Origin of the sequence: Marinobacter sp. P4B1, from assembly GCF_001447135.1 — a bacterium.
GTDB classification, from domain to species: Bacteria; Pseudomonadota; Gammaproteobacteria; order Pseudomonadales; family Oleiphilaceae; genus Marinobacter; species Marinobacter vinifirmus.
The window spans coordinates 1-17103 of sequence record NZ_LLXM01000011.1 but is presented as its reverse complement, the minus strand read 5'-3'; the positions used below and the strand labels follow the sequence as shown (position 1 = coordinate 17103).

The following is a 17103-nucleotide window of genomic DNA, read 5'->3' as shown; positions in this document are numbered from 1 at the left end:
CCAGATTCAACGGGAACTTTCAAAACTCAGCCGTACACCCTCTCGCAGAGAATAAGGTGGCTGCCAATCCAGAGTATTCATCGCATGTGAACAATCCACAGTTAGCGGCGCACTCAGTTTTCGTGCAGCCCTACCTTGCCCAAGCAGCGTCAAACCCGCCACAAATAACCAGCGAGGCACTGGCAATAGTCTAACCGAGCGCCCCTGAGCCGAAGCAATCTCCCGCACAAAATCACACGTTGTTGTGTCGTCATTGTCGCTGACAACAAATGTCTGCCCGCCGGCGTTTGAGTGATCAATGCACCGCACAAGAAAACTGACAAGATTTTGGATAGAGATAAAAGATCGCGGGTTGCCCAAACCACCAAACGGTAACGGCAAACCTTTCTGAACCAGCGAAACCAGCCGGGCATAATTGCCAGGTGCATTGAAGCCATAAACCATCGGAGGGCGGACGATCACCAGATCCGTATCAGCCCCCTGAAAAACCTCTCTAAGCCGGGCTTCAGCAAGGACTTTCGAGCGCGAATACTCATCGGCTGGGGCGAAACCTGAAGTTTCCGAGAATGGGTCAACAGAACCTTCTCCATGAACGCCGATGGAGCTGATGTACAGAAAACGACGCGCCCCTGCTGCAATAGCAGCCTTCGCGTACCCAACGGGTAAATCAACATTAACTTCCCTGAACGCGGCTACTTCCTCAACAGAGGGGTTCTGGATATGCGCCAACCCTGCGCAAAAGACAACCGCGCTAACACCATCAGCAACACAAGCGCCTTCCCGGCCAAAGGCCACTTGTCTCTCAGGTGGAAGATTCGCATACCTGCTCTTTGTCCGGGATACACCAATAACCGACTTACCGCCTTGAGCCAGCGCATCGAAAACGTGCTGGCCAATGAAGCCAGTGGCCCCAACGACTTGAATGGTACCGTTCACACTTGCTCCTTAGGCCCCTCGCGATACCCTAATCCCTGACCGGATTCAGCCACTACATCTACTCGCGAGCGCACTCGACGACCCTTCACGGTCCAGATACTCTAATACCTGGTCAGGGTGATCAGTGAACACCCCGTCAACCCCCAACTCTGAAACAAAAAGATCAAGTTCATCCTCAAAGCCTTTCAAACCAGCCGGTATGCGATCAGCCTGAAATGTATACGGGTGTACCTGTAAACCCCAAGCATGTGCATTGCGCACCAAAGCTCCTTGAGACTCAATTACTCGAGTTTTAGAAGGCCCTATCGCATGCGCATAATCAGAAACCGCCGCTAAACCGTCAGCCGTTGCCATTTCATCGTATGACTTTCCGCTTCCAATCAGCTGCACCAGTTTTATGTCCGATTGCAACGCATAGCGGATTTCAATCAAGCTATCCCTGTCAAAAGACTGGATATAAGCCCCCGAATCCTCAGACACATAGCCATACTTCGCCAAGAGATTTACAACAGCCGCCTCCATCGGCAACCCGATATCAAAATGGTATGCAGGGTCCTTTATCTCTGGATACACCCCCACATTACAGCCACTCCGGGCATTCAATTCCTGAACAAGCAGGAGAACGGACTCAAACGTCGGAATTGAATACCCTTGCGAGCCTGCTGGAAATCTTCCATCAAATCGTTCAAAAACATTTAACTGCCTGAGTTCAGCAACTGACAGGTCTGAAACATACCACTTGCCATCTTCACGCTGATAACCCGGAAAAATATCGGCTACATCCGTCGTCGAATTGAGCACAAGGTCATGAAAGACAACCGGAACTCCGTCCCGACTCATCACCAAATCCATTTCGAGAAAGTCTGCGCCTAACGTGTAAGCAAGCACGAAAGCCGGCAACGTTGATTCGGGCAAATAACCACTCGCACCGCGATGCGAAATAACTGTCAGGTCTGGCTTGGAAGTCTCAGAGCCGTGAGATCCCCCACACCCGGATAACAGACCCAAAAAAATTACGAAAAAAAACGAAATAAAGACCTTAAACTCATTCATTTCCAACCCTTAATGGCCCTACGACCAAGCCTGACCACTCGACCGCCAAAGTGCTGTAACTCAAGAACAGTTGCGGACCTGATACGAAAAGCCATTCTCTGAATACCGCTCAGCCTCTCAGTACCCTGCACGGTATGATGCTCGTCAAATCTATCGACCAGTTCTAACAAACCAATGAAGATCTGCCGCCGATGTAAAAAACCCATACGCTTGCGCTTATAGGCAATCAACAAGCCATGCTGCACCGCACGCCCAACCAGAGCTCGCCTCCATTCATCCGTGCAGTGATGCCGAACACAAAAATCTATGGCGCGCTCATATTGCAAAGGCAAAACAAGGTGAGGTGCGCCAACCACCTTCAGGGCAGAAACCGGGTGCTGCCGATACGTGTATGCAACAGTCGGTTCGGTAATCACCTTACTCGCCCCAAACAGACAAGAAATAGACCAAGGAATATCTTCATAAATTCCTACAGGAAACCGAACCTGAAGGCTCTCAATCAGGGAGCGACGGTACACTTTATTCCAAGCTACATTAAAGTTGTCCAACAACTTCAACTTGCCAGCCTCATTTGATATTGAAGAAGAGCACTGTAATAAATCGGATCGCTGGTTAATACGTTTTGAGCCATCCGGGTACAACCTGCAGTGATTGAAAATTGCCAGATCAGAACATTCATGCTCCATCCGCGAACACAACCTCAATAAAAGATTAGCGTCAACTAAGTCATCTGCATCAAGAAACGCAATATACTCACCCTGAACCACCTCCAAACCAGAATTACGAGCAGCACCAGGCCCTGATCCCGTACTATTGAGTAGCTTAAAATTTATAGATGAGCCACCGAAAATCTCTCCAACCTTAGATTGAGTCCCATCAATTGAGCTATCATCGACAAAAACCACTTCAAACTGATCGATTGGCAGACCTTTAAGCTGATCGAACAAGCCCGAAATATATTTCTCCCCCTGTCGAACAGGAATGATGAGGGATAAAAGTAGTTTAGATCGCACAATATCACTCGAAAATATCATTTACTAAAAAGGCGCTTATAAACAAAACGCATTATCGGCCATAGATAATAACGCTTGAGCAAGCCCTTGACCTTATTCAACCGTTTCAACCTTCGAAGATTTGCAAATTTCTCATCAAATAGCTTTCCTGAAGCAACTAATTCTAGATAATCTCGTTCTACATTTGACAGTAACCGAAGGCGGTTTCGCCCCCGCATTCGATAAGCTTCCTCGAAAATATCACTCCAACCTTTCAAGAAAAGCTCCAGCGAAAAATCATTTACAGATGCCAATGCTCCCGAACTTAAACGGGAACGCAAATCAGCATCTTCCATCATTAACTTTAACCCCCGTGAGAAGGCAACATGACTTCGAACACTGCCGTCCACCAGAATGCCGTTTTCGCGATCATGTACGAGTCTATTAACACCATCGCAATGGGCAAAGGCAACCACTGGCAACCCTACCGCTAGAGCCTCACCAACTACCAGCCCAAACCCTTCAAATGCCGAGGGAAACGCGAACAATTGGGCGCTCGACAATACTTTCTCAACCTGATCGGTTTCTCCCTTCAAAAGCACTCTGTCAGACAACCCTAATTCGTCAACCAATGCTTTTATCTTAGCTTTAGCGCCAAACCAGTCACCACCGTACAGCTCTAGTGTCCACGAAGGAAACTCATCAGCGATCAAGGCAAAACTTCTGACTAAGACGTCTTGCTGCTTCTGATCAATCTGAAATCGGCCAACGTGAACAATTTTCGGAGATTGAGAGGAGCAAACATCAGCTCTGAGTGAGCTACTGCATATAGGATTAGACACGACTCTTACTGATTCAGTCCGATCAAAATCTGACGAAAACTCTTCGAAAATGAAGTGATTTAGATCCGCAAAATATCGAACTGAATTTAAAAACCGAATATCATTATGGAACTTCCTAAGCATTTCGGTAGCGCAGTTGTGCTCCGAAATTATTACTGGGTAATCACTCCCGACCAAAGCTCTCGGCATACGAGATAAGGCCCTGGTCGAACCCATAGTGACCACAACATCCGGATTTAGCCAATCGACGAACTCTCGCATCTTTGACTGATTCACGAGATTAAAAGGCGTAAACTTTCGGAAGAACACTTTCACACCCCGACCAAGATCAAACTGCTCTCCCGGAGAGGGAACATCTTCTGTAAGAACCGAAAACTGATATCCACTCTCTATTTCCGACAGATTATCAACTAAATACTTAACGAGCCGTTCAATACCACCCTTTTTCCAGTACTGGGTGTAGATTAAAATCTTCAAACCAGCTCTCCTTGCACGTGACCAAGTACTCTATCTGAATTCGCTGAACCTGCAGAAAACCTTAAAAACCTGTTTTTCACAACATCATACTTATCATCTTTCAACGAGCCACCGCCAAGAAATCCAGAAATAGCTTCATAAACCTTAGAAAAATCTGAATACAACTCATGATGGGGAACAAAATCAGAGATATCGTAATTAAATCCCCGAAGACCACTATAACTGCCCAAGTCTTTCGTATAAAGAAGTACGGGATTATCTGTTATCAAATAATCAATATAAATACTAGAATAGTCAGATATCAACAAGGATGCCAACCTAAGAATAATAGAAATATCAGGAAGATCATCAACATGAAAAATATTATCTGAAATAAAATTGCTGTTTATTCCAAAAGCCTTCATATTCGGATGAAGCCGAATCCCCAAAACCGCATCATTTTTCGCCAACAGCGCATCAAGTTGGAGCAACTCGCTCTCACTAAACATGCAGGCCTCTTCAGTCGCATAACGCCATGTCGGTGCGAACAAGATAAGTTTTCGATCTCCAACACGGTTCCTGAGAATCTGAAGGTGGTTCTGAAAGTCGACAGGTAGGAACTCCTCAGCACAAGAAATGAAATCATGCCTTGGCAGCCCAGTCAATTTCACTCTATCTGGCTGCTCCGGGCTAAAGCTTTTAACCATAATGTTTTTGTCGCAATCAGAGCTGCTGACCAAGATAGAGTACTTTTTAACTTCATTTTCCCAGTGTTTCTCGAGCCCTTCATCAACTTCAAGCCCAACTTTTTTAACAGGAATACCATGCCAGAGTTGAACTATCTTTCTGGAAGTCTTTTCGGACAAACGTCGATACCCAAATACGTTGTGCAGGCTATACCCCGTAATAAGAACCCCTGCCCTGAGCATCAGCCAAAGAGCCTTCAAACTCTTCAAATGCACAAACGAAACATTTATTCCGTCGTCCAGATGACGACCAATAGCCTCCGAGCTGGAGTTAATGATCACAACCTTCTTAATTGAAGAATTTGACTTTACACTTTCATATAAAGCCCTTGGGTTATCAAGAGTGTGATCGGCATACTTACCCCATGAAGAGAAAATCCAGATCGCTCCACTCTTTGGAACCACCCGATCCAAAGCAGAAAAAAAACTTTCAAGAACAATCACAGAAAGAGAACTTAGTCGTCTGCCCCCAGAACCAAGAACCCCGAATATTCGCCTACGACCCCGTCCAGGTTCACCCATTAAAGAATAGAAACTTTCGGAAGCGCGCACATACTCTTCAAAAATATTTTTCGGCGCGATTCTTTCTATTTTCGCCAATGCAATTCTTATTTTTTCAACAATCAATCTCTTATCGGGAGCTGAGTATTCGCCTTCCGATTTAGCCAGCATTCTCAGAAAATTCTTATAATTTTCAATAATACAACGAGGAAACCCAACGCCCCATTTTTTAACGAGCTCAACAAACCCCTCTTCAAAATAAGGCCTAACAGAATCAACCAATGAATCTAGGTACCAATCAATCTTGCTCAACGGAACAACTTTATCACCTGTAAGGCCTGAAAATCGCTTATTATAATTAAATAAAACATCATCCGTGACGACAATCTTTTTGCACCGAGAAAGCAAATAAGGCAAAATCTGAGCATCCTCATAGCAAATTGGCGCATATCCTAGACCATCAAAAAGATCAGCTTTATATATTTTATTCCACGCCTGTGGGTTTACAAATGGCAAACCGTCGTCCACATCAATTCGATATTTGCAATGTTCGCCCAATATCAATCCTGAAGGTGACCCATACAACGAATCTTTATCATTGTAGACATACCTAACGGCACTCTGAGCAATATCGGCATCATTCGAAATTGCCAGCCTATACAACTTTTCAAGGAAGTCCGGCTCATAAAAATCATCGGAATCAATAAACGCCAAATATTTCCCCTTGGCATTTTCGACACCATAATTTCTAGTTTTACCAAGCCCTCTATTTTTATCGTTTTCCAATACCCGGATTCGGCTATCTGTAGCAGCAACAGCACGCAGTTTATCTAGCGTCCCGTCGGTACTGCTGTCATCAATACACAGGAGCTCGAAGTCTTTAAACGTTTGTCGAACAACGCTTTCGATAGTCCACGTAACTGTATCCTCTCCATTAAAAACGGGCAAGATTACGCTTATTGTCGGGCTATTTTTCTCATGAGTCATCGCGTTATCAGGCATAATCATGTTCACTCAAGATCCTTCCGAAGCAACTCCAAAACCTCAAAAGCCTTCCGCAAATCATCCTGCGAAATAGACAAAAACCGCTTGAGAGACCGCTTTAACTCTGTGGTCGATATATTTCTCGTTCGCGGTAAATAGACCACCTCACAAAGCTCCTCCAAGAAATCAAACTTTCCCTTCCAGTCCTCACCAATTGCAAAAACATCTACCTGATAACGCTTCACATCCGAAAGCTTCTGCTCCCAGGATTCTTCAGGGATCACCAGATCAACACAGTCAATAGCCTCAACAATCGCGGCGCGCTGGTCATAGGGAATCAAAGTCTTCTTGCCTTTGAGCTCGTTAAACTCATCTGTTGAGACGGCCACGATTACTTTGTCACCCATCTCGCTAAGCCGACGTAGAAGCTTCAGGTGTCCTATATGGAACATGTCAAATGTTCCATACGTAATAACTGTTTTCGCCATAAGAGGCCCCTCAATCAAGGCAGAAATTTAAGAATATAAAGACTTTCAACAGAAAAACGATTAAGGGCCTGAAACACCATCCGCGACACCAACAGCAGGAAAATCGCCGTGTAAACGCCCATATCAAAGTAAACCAACTCAACGGCAAGAACAGCAAACACCACCAGGAAATTGGCGGAGGAGATATACTCGATAAACTGCCGCCGGTGCAGGTTCAGGAAAGTCAGCCGGTCGTGGTCCTCAGCACCGAAGGCCTTCTTGTGGAACAGCCACAAATTTGCGTAGAGCAAAACAAACCAGGCAATCGCCACACCAAGGTCAAGAAACACTGCCACCGCAATGGAGACAATTACTAGCCCGGCCTCAGAGAAGGCCTTGGAAACATGGTTATGGAGGCGCTTCATCTTGTTATTCGGGGTTTCCTTACCCATAATCACCAAGACATTGGAATCAAATCTTTTAAGATGCAGGTCTATCAACCACCGGTAAACGATCCCCAGCGCAATAAACAAGCCATAAACTACCGGCACCATCACCGACAGCAACACAATAATTTCCCGGAACCCCATGGTTTCCGGGAATATGTTGAAATAATCCGGCACTTCTCCCGAATGAATCACGATAAAGATCTTCAATGGCAGGAAGAACGCCATCACCTGGCAAACCCGGGAGATCGCCAGCGCTGCACACCCAACAACGAAGGCCACACCAGAGACCCGGCTGAAGCCGATAACAGCAGAAAAAAACCGGGCAAGATATCCGTTCAGCGCAGCCATGAGAACGATCACGCAGCTCCTTTCAGCCGAGCGCGCTTCTCGAAGTTACGCACCACGCTCAGGCCATCGCCCTGCTCTTCAACCACACCCGAATTAATGAGTGTTCGCCGCAACTTCGCAGCCTGCTTGCCATCAGATTCACTGAAAACTGCAAGGCGCTTCAGGAACAGGGCAACAGATAAGAAGTTCCGGGACACAACCAGGTTAGGCGTACCCGTTGTACAGTCAAACTCCTTCACAGGCGTTCGCCAGTCCCCGTAATTCTCTGTCAGGTAACGGTCTGCATCCGCTGGAGCATTAACCGGAACACCTTCAAGCTCTGTACGCACCAGTTCAAACGGCGAGTTCTCCCAGCGGTGAATAATCGAGCCGTGCCAGCAACGCCCGCTTTCCGTGTAGTGGATAAACACGTCCAGGTTCAGGCCATTCTCATGGATCAGCTTCACCAACGCAGGAACCTTCTCCAGGTGCAGCAAGCCGCTCTCATCCTGTGTAATTTCGATGTGCAGATCCACTTTTTTGGTCACAAATTTAGGATGAGCAGCCAGCGTATCAACCAGGCGATTAACATCGATCTGCTCGCCGTGAATACCTACGTCAATATCGTAATCATGCGCCAGGAACCCACCATCACGATGCAAACCCAAAAAGGTTCCCGAAACCACATACCATCCCCAGTCATCCAAAGGCAGCGCGTCGGCAAAATCCGCAAGGGCCGTTACCGCATCCACCCTGGAAAAATCATCCTTACGCTCTTTGCCGGCACCCTGATCCGGCGCCGGAGGCGTAGCCAAAGACATCAGTACCGAATCAGCTGTGTCATAAAACGCCACCACATCATCATGCGGATAAAGTCCCGAAGGTGCATTATCTAACCTGCCGTGGATTTTCGCTGCCTGCAAATAAAGCATATCGGTCAGATACACAGAGCGACTCAGCGAACCACGATATCGCTTCACAAAGCGCTCCAACCGATTCTGTTGTGCAGCGTTTGTTTCCATTGTGAAGTCAAAAAACGGATCTTCGAAGAAGTCCAGCTTCGGGAAAATATGGCGAGCAAACCAGGCAGCCCGCCGAAACGCCAGGCGGAAGTCATCACGAATAAAGTCCCGCCGCATCAATCCTGCCAAAACCACAGACTGGGTGAACAACCAGGCGCCCAACCAGGCCAGGCCACCCAGAATATGGCGGGAAAACGCAGAATGGTGCCGGTTAAGGTAGCGCAGCAACCGGTAACTCTTATTGAACTGCATCAATCACGCTCTCTTGAATCACTTGCTTAAATTTCGCCATCGCTCCTTCGGGAAAATCACCTAAAGAATCGGCACGCACCTCTTGCCGGAGCCGGGCCACGGTGTCGTCTTGAACAATGGTAGATATCAACTCACCCACACTTTCTCCAAGCCGCAACTTGTACGCCGCACGGGCTGAGGGAAACAGTTCATCAACCGGCAAAACCGACATCATCTCATTCACACACATAACCACCGGCTTGCGAGTAATCAGATAGTCGTTAAGCACGCTCGACACGTCAGTGATCAGCAAATCACTGGCATTCATACACTCGTAGATAGAAACCAGGGACTCTTCCACCCTTATGCCATTCGCTCTGCAAAAGCTCATCATCTCTGCCAACTCAGCAGCCTTGGCAGACTTTCGAGAGCCAGTGTAAGGGTGGGGTTTGAAAACAACCTCGACATTCCGGTCTTCAGACAAAGCTTTCAAAAGCCCCAGCCCCAACTTACCGATAGAGGAATAGTCCACGTTATCAACAAAACCTTCCCAAGTGGGCGCATACAGAACGCGCAATGCACCCTGGTGCGTCTGTTGGCCCGCTTGCTCCAGTAACAACTCTGCCTGGGGGCGCCCAACGTACTCTACCTGGTTATCCCTCAGCGCAAGCCCCGCGCCCACCAATCGGCGGTGGGCCAAGGGCCCTGCTACCAATAGCTTATCGTACGCCTGAAGAAGCTTGCTTTGATTTACTGCTTTGTCACTTTCACCATGGTTTATGAAAAAGTGATTTAGTTGAAACTGCCTTAACGCCTGCACATTGTGCATGGTGTTAGCCGGGTACAACACTGTGCGAACCCCGTACCCCAGCACGGTTTCAACGTGAGCCATGTTCCGGGCGTAGAACACCGGAATATCAGTTTCCGCCATACCATCGAAAACACCCCGCTGACGAGCTACCACCATGACAGGCAAATCCAGTCGCTCAAGTACCGGCAACCACTGATTAACCTGATAAGCCACATCAGCGAGCCCGCTAACATACACGGCCACTGCAGGCTGCTGCGCATCGAGCTCACCCAGTGCCTGCGTGGTCAAGCGGCCCCTTCCAGCCAGACGCATCAGCAGAACCCACAAGCTTCGGCTCAGATAAATCCCCGCGGCCAGGAGCGCTACCCACGCCAACCACGCACCGCCCCACAGCAATAACGGGATGAAACTCATGCCCATAGCTACCGCGTTCACCGTATCGGAGTCTGGCAAGCGGTTTTCTTCAGTCAAACGCTCAACAGGCACAGCCGCATCAAACAAAAACTCGTAAACCAACAAAAACGACTGAAGGGAGGCCACCAGAAAGACCAGAAAAATATCGCCGGGGGACAACGAACCTTCGACAACCGCAACCACACACGCCACCAGCAGCGTCAGCAACACTGGCAAAGAACCGCGACTGATTATGAAGCGATATAGTTTCAAAAACATCCAAATACCTTAACGGAAAAAACCGGCCAACAAGCCGGTTTGAAGGATACAGCGCAAATCACAGATAGCAGACGACTAAGCCGAAACTTCCCTACGCCCAGCCCCCAACGCAAAAGCCGAAGCACTCGCCGCCAAAAACAGCCCCGCAAACAGGAACGGACCGGAGTACGGCACTGTGTTCGCCACCAAAGACGCAGGCATCAAAACTGCCAGAATAATTGCACCATAACCCAGGGTAACCGGTGCATGGCGGCCAACGCGCTGGGTCAGTTTTTGGTAGGCGTGCAGGCGATGAGCGGCAAACACGTTCTGGCCCGTAACAAAACGCACAATCAGGGTAGTGGTGGCATCTGCAATGAACAGCGTCAGCAGAATTATCCAGCTCCACATACTCACCTTGGTCTGGGCCGCAGACAGCAGCATCATAAACCCGATGATGAAGCCGAGAAAACCGCTGCCGCCATCACCCATAAAGATCTTGGCCGGCGGCCAGTTCAGAATGGTGAAACCCAACACCGCGCCCAGAATAAACAGGCTGATCCAGGCCCACTGAACATAGCCCAAATACCAGAAATTCAGCGCCATACCACCAAACAGCAACAAAGCCTGAATGGCTGCCAGCCCGTCAATCCCGTCCATAAAATTGTAGAGATTAATCAGCCAAACCCAGGCAATGGCCAGCAGAGGCCAAAGCAAAAAGGCCACAGAACTGTCCACCTGGTAACCAAATACCGAAAACACCGGCAAGCGCGGGATAGACCACATGCCTATCGCCACCACGGCAAAGTGCGCACACAAACGCAATTTAGGCGAGACATCACCAAAATCGTCCCACACGCCCAGAGCCAGCATCACAAAGCCCAGGGTCATGAAGGCGACCATGGTGGAATCCGGCACCCAGTCCAGCACCGAAAAAAGAATACCCAGGATGATTGAAATAGACGCGATGGCGATGCCACCACCGTGGGGAGTGGGAATGGTGTGGGAGCAGCGGTCACTGGGCAGAACCAGCGCATTACGGCGCACAGCCCATGAACGCACGGCTGCTGTCATTGCGGCGGCGCCAGCCACCACGCTAAACATGACAAGAGCAAGACTGATAGATGAAGTATTCATGACACAACCCGAAAAATTTGCCGGATTATACCACGAAATTCTTGCCTATATATTTCACCAATAAGACAAGTTGTTAAAATTTATTATCCTTTTTACCCCAACTGCCTCTTCTCCCAAATCAAATCCACAATCCCATTACTAGGCGCATACCCCTGCACCGTACTCAACAACAACTCCCGCACATCCTCATAAGCATCGGATTCTACAGCATCTTGCAGGGCCAGCAGGGTGGCGCGCAGTTCGGGCCAGGGCAGGAAATCTTCGTTGGCGCGGTGGATTTTGGGGTGGGGGGGTGGTCTCGGGGTTATCCCCTATCAGTAGTTCTTCATACAGCTTTTCGCCGGGGCGAAGGCCGCTGAAGGCGATGGAGATATCCCCGTTGGGGTTGGCCTCGTCACGAACGGTAAGGCCGGAGAGCATAATCATCTGGCGGGCCAGCTCGACAATCCGCACCGGCTCGCCCATATCCAGCACAAACACATCACCGCCCTGCCCCATGGAGCCGGCTTGTATCACCAGCTGGGCCGCTTCCGGGATGGTCATGAAATAGCGGGTAATATCCTTGTGTGTCACAGTCACCGGGCCACCCCGGCGAATCTGTTCGCGGAACAGTGGAATCACAGAGCCAGACGAGCCCAACACATTACCAAAGCGCACCATGGTAAAGCGGGTACGGTTTACCCGGCTAACGGCGGCATCATCACCCAGCAGCTTGGGCGCCTGCTCCGCACTCAGGGCCTGCAGCACCATTTCCGCCAGGCGCTTGGTGGCGCCCATCACATTGGTGGGGCGCACGGCCTTGTCGGTCGATATCAGCACACAGTTAGGCACGTTGCAGATAATCGCCGCCTGGGCCACCTTCAGGGTGCCGAACACATTGTTCAGAATGCCCTCGGCCACGTTGTGCTCCACCATGGGCACGTGCTTGTAGGCCGCGGCGTGGTATACGGTGTCTACACCCCACACCGTCATAATATCCCGCAGGCGCGAGCCGTTGCGGATAGAGCCCAGAATCGGCACCAGCTGCACATCCAGCTTCTGGGATTTCACCCAGCCTTCCAGCTCTTTGTGAATGGCGTACAGGCCGTATTCGTTGTGCTCATACAGCACCACCACTTTCGGCCCGTTATTCACAATCTGCCGGCACAGCTCGCTACCAATCGAGCCGCCCGCGCCGGTCACCATCACCACCTGTTTTTCAATACAACGGCCTAGCAGGTCATCCACCGGCGGCACCGGGTCTCGCCCCAGCAGGTCCGCCACATCCACTTCCTGCAGGTCGTCCACCTTCACCTTGCCACTGGCGATATCCATAATGCCGGGGATGGAGCGAACATGAACGGGGAAGCGGGCCAGGTTGTTCAGAATATCCTGCCGCTCAGCCCGGGTGGCAGAAGGAATGGCCATGAACACTTCCTTCACGCCGGTTTTATCCAGCATTTTCGGCACCTGGCGGGAGGAATACACCGGCAAACCGGCAATGCTTCGGCCCACCAGGCTCGGGTCGTCATCAATGAACGCCAAAGGCCGATACAGGCGCCCCACCCACAACGACGCCAGCAACTGGTTACCGGCAGCACCCGCACCATAGATGGCAACGGGCACCCCGCCTTCCGTATCTACCCGTTTGTTACCAATAATGGTGCCACTGCCCAGCAGCCAGTCACCCATAAAATACTGCCGCGCCGCCAGCCGCAAACCGCCAATCAGCAACAGGCTCAGCCACCAGTAAGACACCAGAGAGGAACGGGGGAACAACAAATCCCAACCAGCAGCATGGGCGGCAAACACAAACACACTGAGCATAAAAAAGCCCAGCGTCACCGCCTTGAAAATGGTAAACAGCGCCTGCCCGCCAAAATGCCGCATCACCGCCCGGTACATGCCGGTCACAATATAAATCGGCAACGCCATCACCGGCGCCAGCACAAACAACCACGGCTGATTACCCTGCGGCCAGACCCACCCCTCACCGGCCAGGCGCAAATAAAGCGCCAGATAAAGGGCCAGCCAGATCAACAACACATCGGCAACAATCTGAAGCGAACGCTTCTGGGTGTAGCTAAGGCGAATCAAACGTTCCTTGAACATGCGAGCATCCTGGTTACTGCGGGAAAATTGTTCTTCCGGAATTGTGACAGTTTTTGGCGTTAGCGGGGAGTGGGGAGGTTGTTAAGCTTTGTCAAACTTTGGACCCCTCTCACTCCAAACTTTGGCGGATGGTCAGGGAGTCTGACCCGTAGGGTCAGACCCCTTCGGTGCCCAGCAAAGTCTCGGCCTCCACCAAAATCTCTTCCAGGTGCCCCTCCCCCAAAAAACTCTCCCCATAAATCTTACACAGGTCTTCAGTCCCACTAGGCCGAGCCGCAAACCACCCATTCCGGGTCGTCACCTTCAACCCTCCAATCGCCGCACCATTGCCCGGCGCAACCGTCATGGCTTCCACAATCGGGTCCCCGGCCAGCTCAGTAAACGGCAAGTCCTCCGGCTTCAGGGTTTTCAGCTTTTGCTTCTGGTCAGCCGTCGCGGGGAAGTCTTTACGGCGATACACCGGCGCGCCGTATTTAGCCGTCAGCTCCGCATAGTATTCACTGGGCAGCTTGCCGGTCTTGGCCCGAATCTCCGCCGCCAGCAGGCACAAAATAATGCCGTCTTTATCGGTACTCCAGGGCTGGCCATCAAAGGTCAGAAAACTCGCCCCGGCGCTTTCTTCGCCGCCGAACACCAGCTCGCCGGTGTGCAGGCCTTCCACAAACCATTTGAAGCCCACGGGCACTTCGTACAACTCCCGGCCTTGGCCGGCTACCACGCGGTCAATAATGGACGACGACACCAGGGTTTTGCCCACTTTCAACTCCGTACCCCACTGCGGCCGGTGGCTGAGCAGGTAGTCGATGCACACCGCCAGGTAATGGTTCGGGTTCATCAGGCCGGCGGCGTCGACAATGCCGTGGCGGTCGGCATCAGGATCATTACCGAAGGCCAGGTCGAAGCGGTCTTTGATGGTCAGCAGGTTAGCCATAGCCGCAGTGCTGGAGCAATCCATGCGGATCTTGCCGTCGTGGTCCGGGGGCATGAAGCCGAAATCCGGGTCCTGGTTGCGGTTCACCACTTCCAGGTCCAGGCCATAGTGCTTGGCAATGGCGTCCCAAACCGCCAACGCCGCGCCGCCCATGGGGTCTACGCCCAGCTTCAGGCCGCTGCTGGCAATGGCATCCATATCCAGCACCTGCCCCAGCCGCTGCACGTATTCCTGCACAAAGTCCCAGGGCTCGGCCGCCACCACCGCCTGCCGGCGCGGAGAGGTTTTCACGCCCGCCAGCCCGGCTTCCAGCAATTCGTTCGCACGCTGCTCAATCCAGCCCGTAGCATCCGTACCCGCCGGGCCGCCGTCCGGGCCGTTGTACTTAATCCCGCCATCCTCCGGGGGATTGTGAGACGGCGTAATAATCAACCCATCCGCCAGCGCGGCTGGCTTATCGGCGTTGTGTACCAGAATGGCATGAGACACCAGCGGCGTGGGCGTGAAGCCACCGGCAGAATCCACCCGCGTCACCACGCTGTTACCCGCCAACACCTCCAACACCGAATCCATCGCCGGGCCAGACAGGCCGTGGGTGTCCTTGCCCACGTACATTGGCCCGGTAATGCCCTGCTTGTTCCGCCAGTCCACTACCGCCTGGGTAATGGCCAGGATGTGGTAGCGGTTGAAGCTGCGGTTTAACGACGTGCCGCGGTGGCCGGACGTGCCGAAGGCTACTCTTTCTGAGGGGTTTTGGGGGTTGGGGGTGTGTTCTTTGTAGGCTGCCAGTACTTTGTTCATTTCGGAAGAGGGTTCCTTTTTTTGCCACCAAATCCACGAAAGGACACGAAAAAATTGAGAGATTAATAAATGATGCGCTTTACTGTGGCTTTGGGAAAAGCAAAGTTGACTAACAAGCCGAGTTTCAGACCTGTCGCCTTCAAGTAGTTGATTAACTGGGATTCTGCTGCGAACGGGACTTTTTGCTGGGCCTTTAGCTCAACGATAATGCGATTCTCCACGAGTAAATCCAAACGGTGCTCGGCTAGGGGCTGGCCTTTGTAGTTGATGGTAACCGCGGCTTCAGACTCCACAGCCAGCCCAGCAGCCCGCAATTCGTGTACCAACGCCCGCTGATACACCGATTCAAGAAAACCACAACCCAGGTGGCGATAAACCTCGTATACACAACCGGTAATCCGGTAACTGAAGTGGACCCCAAATTTTGGACAGGTGCCTAAGCTCTGATTCATCATCTCCATAAGGAGGAGAATCATGAGCAAGAAACGCAAGCAATACAGCGCATCATTCAAGTCCAAAGTCGCCCTGGCTGCCCTCAAGGGCGACCAGACCACATCCGAAATTGCTGCCCGTTTCCAGATCCACCCCACCATGGTCAGCACCTGGAAGCGCGAACTGCTGGAGAATGCCCCGGGCCTCTTCGAAGGCAAGAAGAAAGCCGGCAAGCAATCCGATGAGCCCAGCACAGACGAACTTTACCGAGAGATTGGCCGACTGACGGTGGAACGCGATTTTTTGTCGCGCAAGCTCGATCAGTAAGCCGTCAACAGCGGTTGGCGATGATCGAGCGTGGTCATCCCCAAGTCAGTCTTTCGCGCCAGTGTGAGCTGCTCAAGCTGAGCCGCTCATCGGTGTACTACGTCCCTCGTGAGCAGTGTCAGGAGGATCTGGATCTGATGTACCTGATTGATCAACAGCACCTGGAAACGCCGTACTATGGCTCTCGCAAGATGCGGGTCCACTTGCAGCACCAGGGCTATCGGGTCAACCGGAAGCGGGTGCAGCGGCTGATGCGCACCATGGGCATTCAGGCGGTGTATCCGCGCCCCAGAACCAGCATTCCGGGCGATGGGCACAAGGTGTACCCGTATCTGCTCACAGGGCTGAAAATCGACCGCCCCAACCAGGTGTGGGCAACAGATATTTCATATATCCCGCTGGCCCGGGGCTTCATGTATCTGGTTGCCATCATCGACTGGTACAGCCGCAAGGTGTTGTCCTGGCGAGTCTCCAACACCATGGACACAGACTTCTGCGTCGATGCACTGGAGGAGGCTCTACAGCGCCACGGAACACCGGAGGTCTTCAACACCGATCAGGGCGTCCAGTTCACCAGCGAGGCCTTCACAAGCGTTCTCAAAGAGCATGGCATCCGGATCAGCATGGACGGCAAAGGCTGCTACCATGACAACATCTTTGTGGAACGGCTCTGGCGCAGCGTCAAACACGAGTGCGTCTACCTCACTGCCTTCGAGGATGGCCGACACTTGAAGCAGGCGCTCCACCGGTACTTCCGGCATTACAATCAGACCCGGTACCACCAAACCCTTGATTACCAAACACCGGATGAGGTGTACTACCAACAACCCATGACCCTGGCAGCTTGAGCCGGGAATACAGCCGGATCAGAGCTTAACTGCACCTTCAGGCTGTCCAACTGATGGGGTCCACCTCA

General features: G+C 51.3%; 13 protein-coding genes and 1 pseudogene. 1 reads left to right on the top strand and 13 read right to left on the bottom strand.

What is annotated here, in order from left to right:
- Nucleotides 1-6: 6 nt before the first annotated feature.
- The 13 genes and pseudogenes from AQ621_RS07905 to AQ621_RS07845 form a co-directional block, all read right to left on the bottom strand.
- The gene (locus AQ621_RS07905) at nt 7-936 is read right to left on the bottom strand and encodes an NAD-dependent epimerase/dehydratase family protein (RefSeq protein WP_058341010.1); all 930 of its coding nucleotides are present in this window, start codon (nt 934-936) and stop codon (nt 7-9) included.
- Between the two features lie 45 nt (nt 937-981).
- Complete coding sequence (gene glpQ / locus AQ621_RS07900) at nt 982-1989, bottom strand: glycerophosphodiester phosphodiesterase (protein WP_058341009.1); 1008 nt, start codon at nt 1987-1989, stop codon at nt 982-984.
- Complete coding sequence (locus AQ621_RS07895; protein WP_158499525.1) at nt 1986-3002, bottom strand: glycosyltransferase; 1017 nt, start codon at nt 3000-3002, stop codon at nt 1986-1988. The genes glpQ and AQ621_RS07895 overlap by 4 nt, the downstream gene beginning before the upstream one ends.
- A gap of 17 nt (nt 3003-3019) precedes the next feature.
- Nucleotides 3020-4300 (bottom strand): glycosyltransferase, encoded by a 1281-nt coding sequence (locus AQ621_RS07890; RefSeq protein ID WP_058341007.1) that lies wholly within the window; start codon nt 4298-4300, stop codon nt 3020-3022.
- The gene (locus AQ621_RS07885) at nt 4297-6534 is read right to left on the bottom strand and encodes a bifunctional glycosyltransferase/CDP-glycerol:glycerophosphate glycerophosphotransferase (RefSeq protein WP_058341006.1); all 2238 of its coding nucleotides are present in this window, start codon (nt 6532-6534) and stop codon (nt 4297-4299) included. Before AQ621_RS07885 ends, AQ621_RS07890 begins: the two co-directional genes overlap by 4 nt.
- A 2-nt stretch (nt 6535-6536) precedes the next feature.
- Nucleotides 6537-6998: a glycerol-3-phosphate cytidylyltransferase gene (gene tagD / locus AQ621_RS07880; protein ID WP_058341005.1), complete on the bottom strand. Its 462-nt coding sequence runs from the start codon at nt 6996-6998 to the stop codon at nt 6537-6539.
- Nucleotides 6999-7012: 14 nt separating this feature from the next.
- Complete coding sequence (locus AQ621_RS07875) at nt 7013-7774, bottom strand: hypothetical protein (protein ID WP_145840262.1); 762 nt, start codon at nt 7772-7774, stop codon at nt 7013-7015.
- Between the two features lie 8 nt (nt 7775-7782).
- Entirely contained in the window at nt 7783-9003 is a 1221-nt protein-coding gene (locus AQ621_RS07870) for a LicD family protein (RefSeq protein ID WP_145840261.1), read from the bottom strand.
- Between the two features lie 10 nt (nt 9004-9013).
- Nucleotides 9014-10489 (bottom strand): CDP-glycerol glycerophosphotransferase family protein, encoded by a 1476-nt coding sequence (locus AQ621_RS07865; RefSeq protein ID WP_058341002.1) that lies wholly within the window; start codon nt 10487-10489, stop codon nt 9014-9016.
- A gap of 75 nt (nt 10490-10564) precedes the next feature.
- Entirely contained in the window at nt 10565-11542 is a 978-nt protein-coding gene (locus AQ621_RS07860) for an MraY family glycosyltransferase (RefSeq protein WP_058341001.1), read from the bottom strand.
- Between the two features lie 155 nt (nt 11543-11697).
- A pseudogene (locus AQ621_RS07855) lies at nt 11698-13696 on the bottom strand (polysaccharide biosynthesis protein).
- Between the two features lie 154 nt (nt 13697-13850).
- Entirely contained in the window at nt 13851-15428 is a 1578-nt protein-coding gene (gene pgm / locus AQ621_RS07850; protein WP_058341000.1) for a phosphoglucomutase (alpha-D-glucose-1,6-bisphosphate-dependent), read from the bottom strand.
- 62 nt (nt 15429-15490) lie between these two features.
- Nucleotides 15491-15889 (bottom strand): GxxExxY protein, encoded by a 399-nt coding sequence (locus AQ621_RS07845; protein WP_227508275.1) that lies wholly within the window; start codon nt 15887-15889, stop codon nt 15491-15493.
- 13 nt (nt 15890-15902) lie between these two features.
- Here AQ621_RS07845 and AQ621_RS07835 point away from each other — a divergent pair.
- Nucleotides 15903-17035, top strand: a protein-coding gene (locus AQ621_RS07835; RefSeq protein ID WP_145840233.1) for an IS3 family transposase whose coding sequence is annotated in 2 segments (ribosomal slippage) — nt 15903-16173 and nt 16173-17035 — 1134 coding nt in all. Because the reading frame shifts where the segments join, the coding sequence is not laid out codon by codon here.
- Nucleotides 17036-17103: the final 68 nt, after the last annotated feature.

Coding starts and splice junctions, on each gene's coding strand:
- AQ621_RS07860 (WP_058341001.1), bottom strand. CDS start 11,542: ATGACAGCAGCCGTGCGTTCATGGGCTGTGCGCCGTAATGCGCTGGTT.
- pgm (WP_058341000.1), bottom strand. CDS start 15,428: ATGAACAAAGTACTGGCAGCCTACAAAGAACACACCCCCAACCCCCAA.
- AQ621_RS07845 (WP_227508275.1), bottom strand. CDS start 15,889: ATGGAGATGATGAATCAGAGCTTAGGCACCTGTCCAAAATTTGGGGTC.
- tagD (WP_058341005.1), bottom strand. CDS start 6,998: ATGGCGAAAACAGTTATTACGTATGGAACATTTGACATGTTCCATATA.
- AQ621_RS07885 (WP_058341006.1), bottom strand. CDS start 6,534: ATGATTATGCCTGATAACGCGATGACTCATGAGAAAAATAGCCCGACA.
- AQ621_RS07875 (WP_145840262.1), bottom strand. CDS start 7,774: ATGGCTGCGCTGAACGGATATCTTGCCCGGTTTTTTTCTGCTGTTATC.
- AQ621_RS07865 (WP_058341002.1), bottom strand. CDS start 10,489: ATGTTTTTGAAACTATATCGCTTCATAATCAGTCGCGGTTCTTTGCCA.
- glpQ (WP_058341009.1), bottom strand. CDS start 1,989: ATGAATGAGTTTAAGGTCTTTATTTCGTTTTTTTTCGTAATTTTTTTG.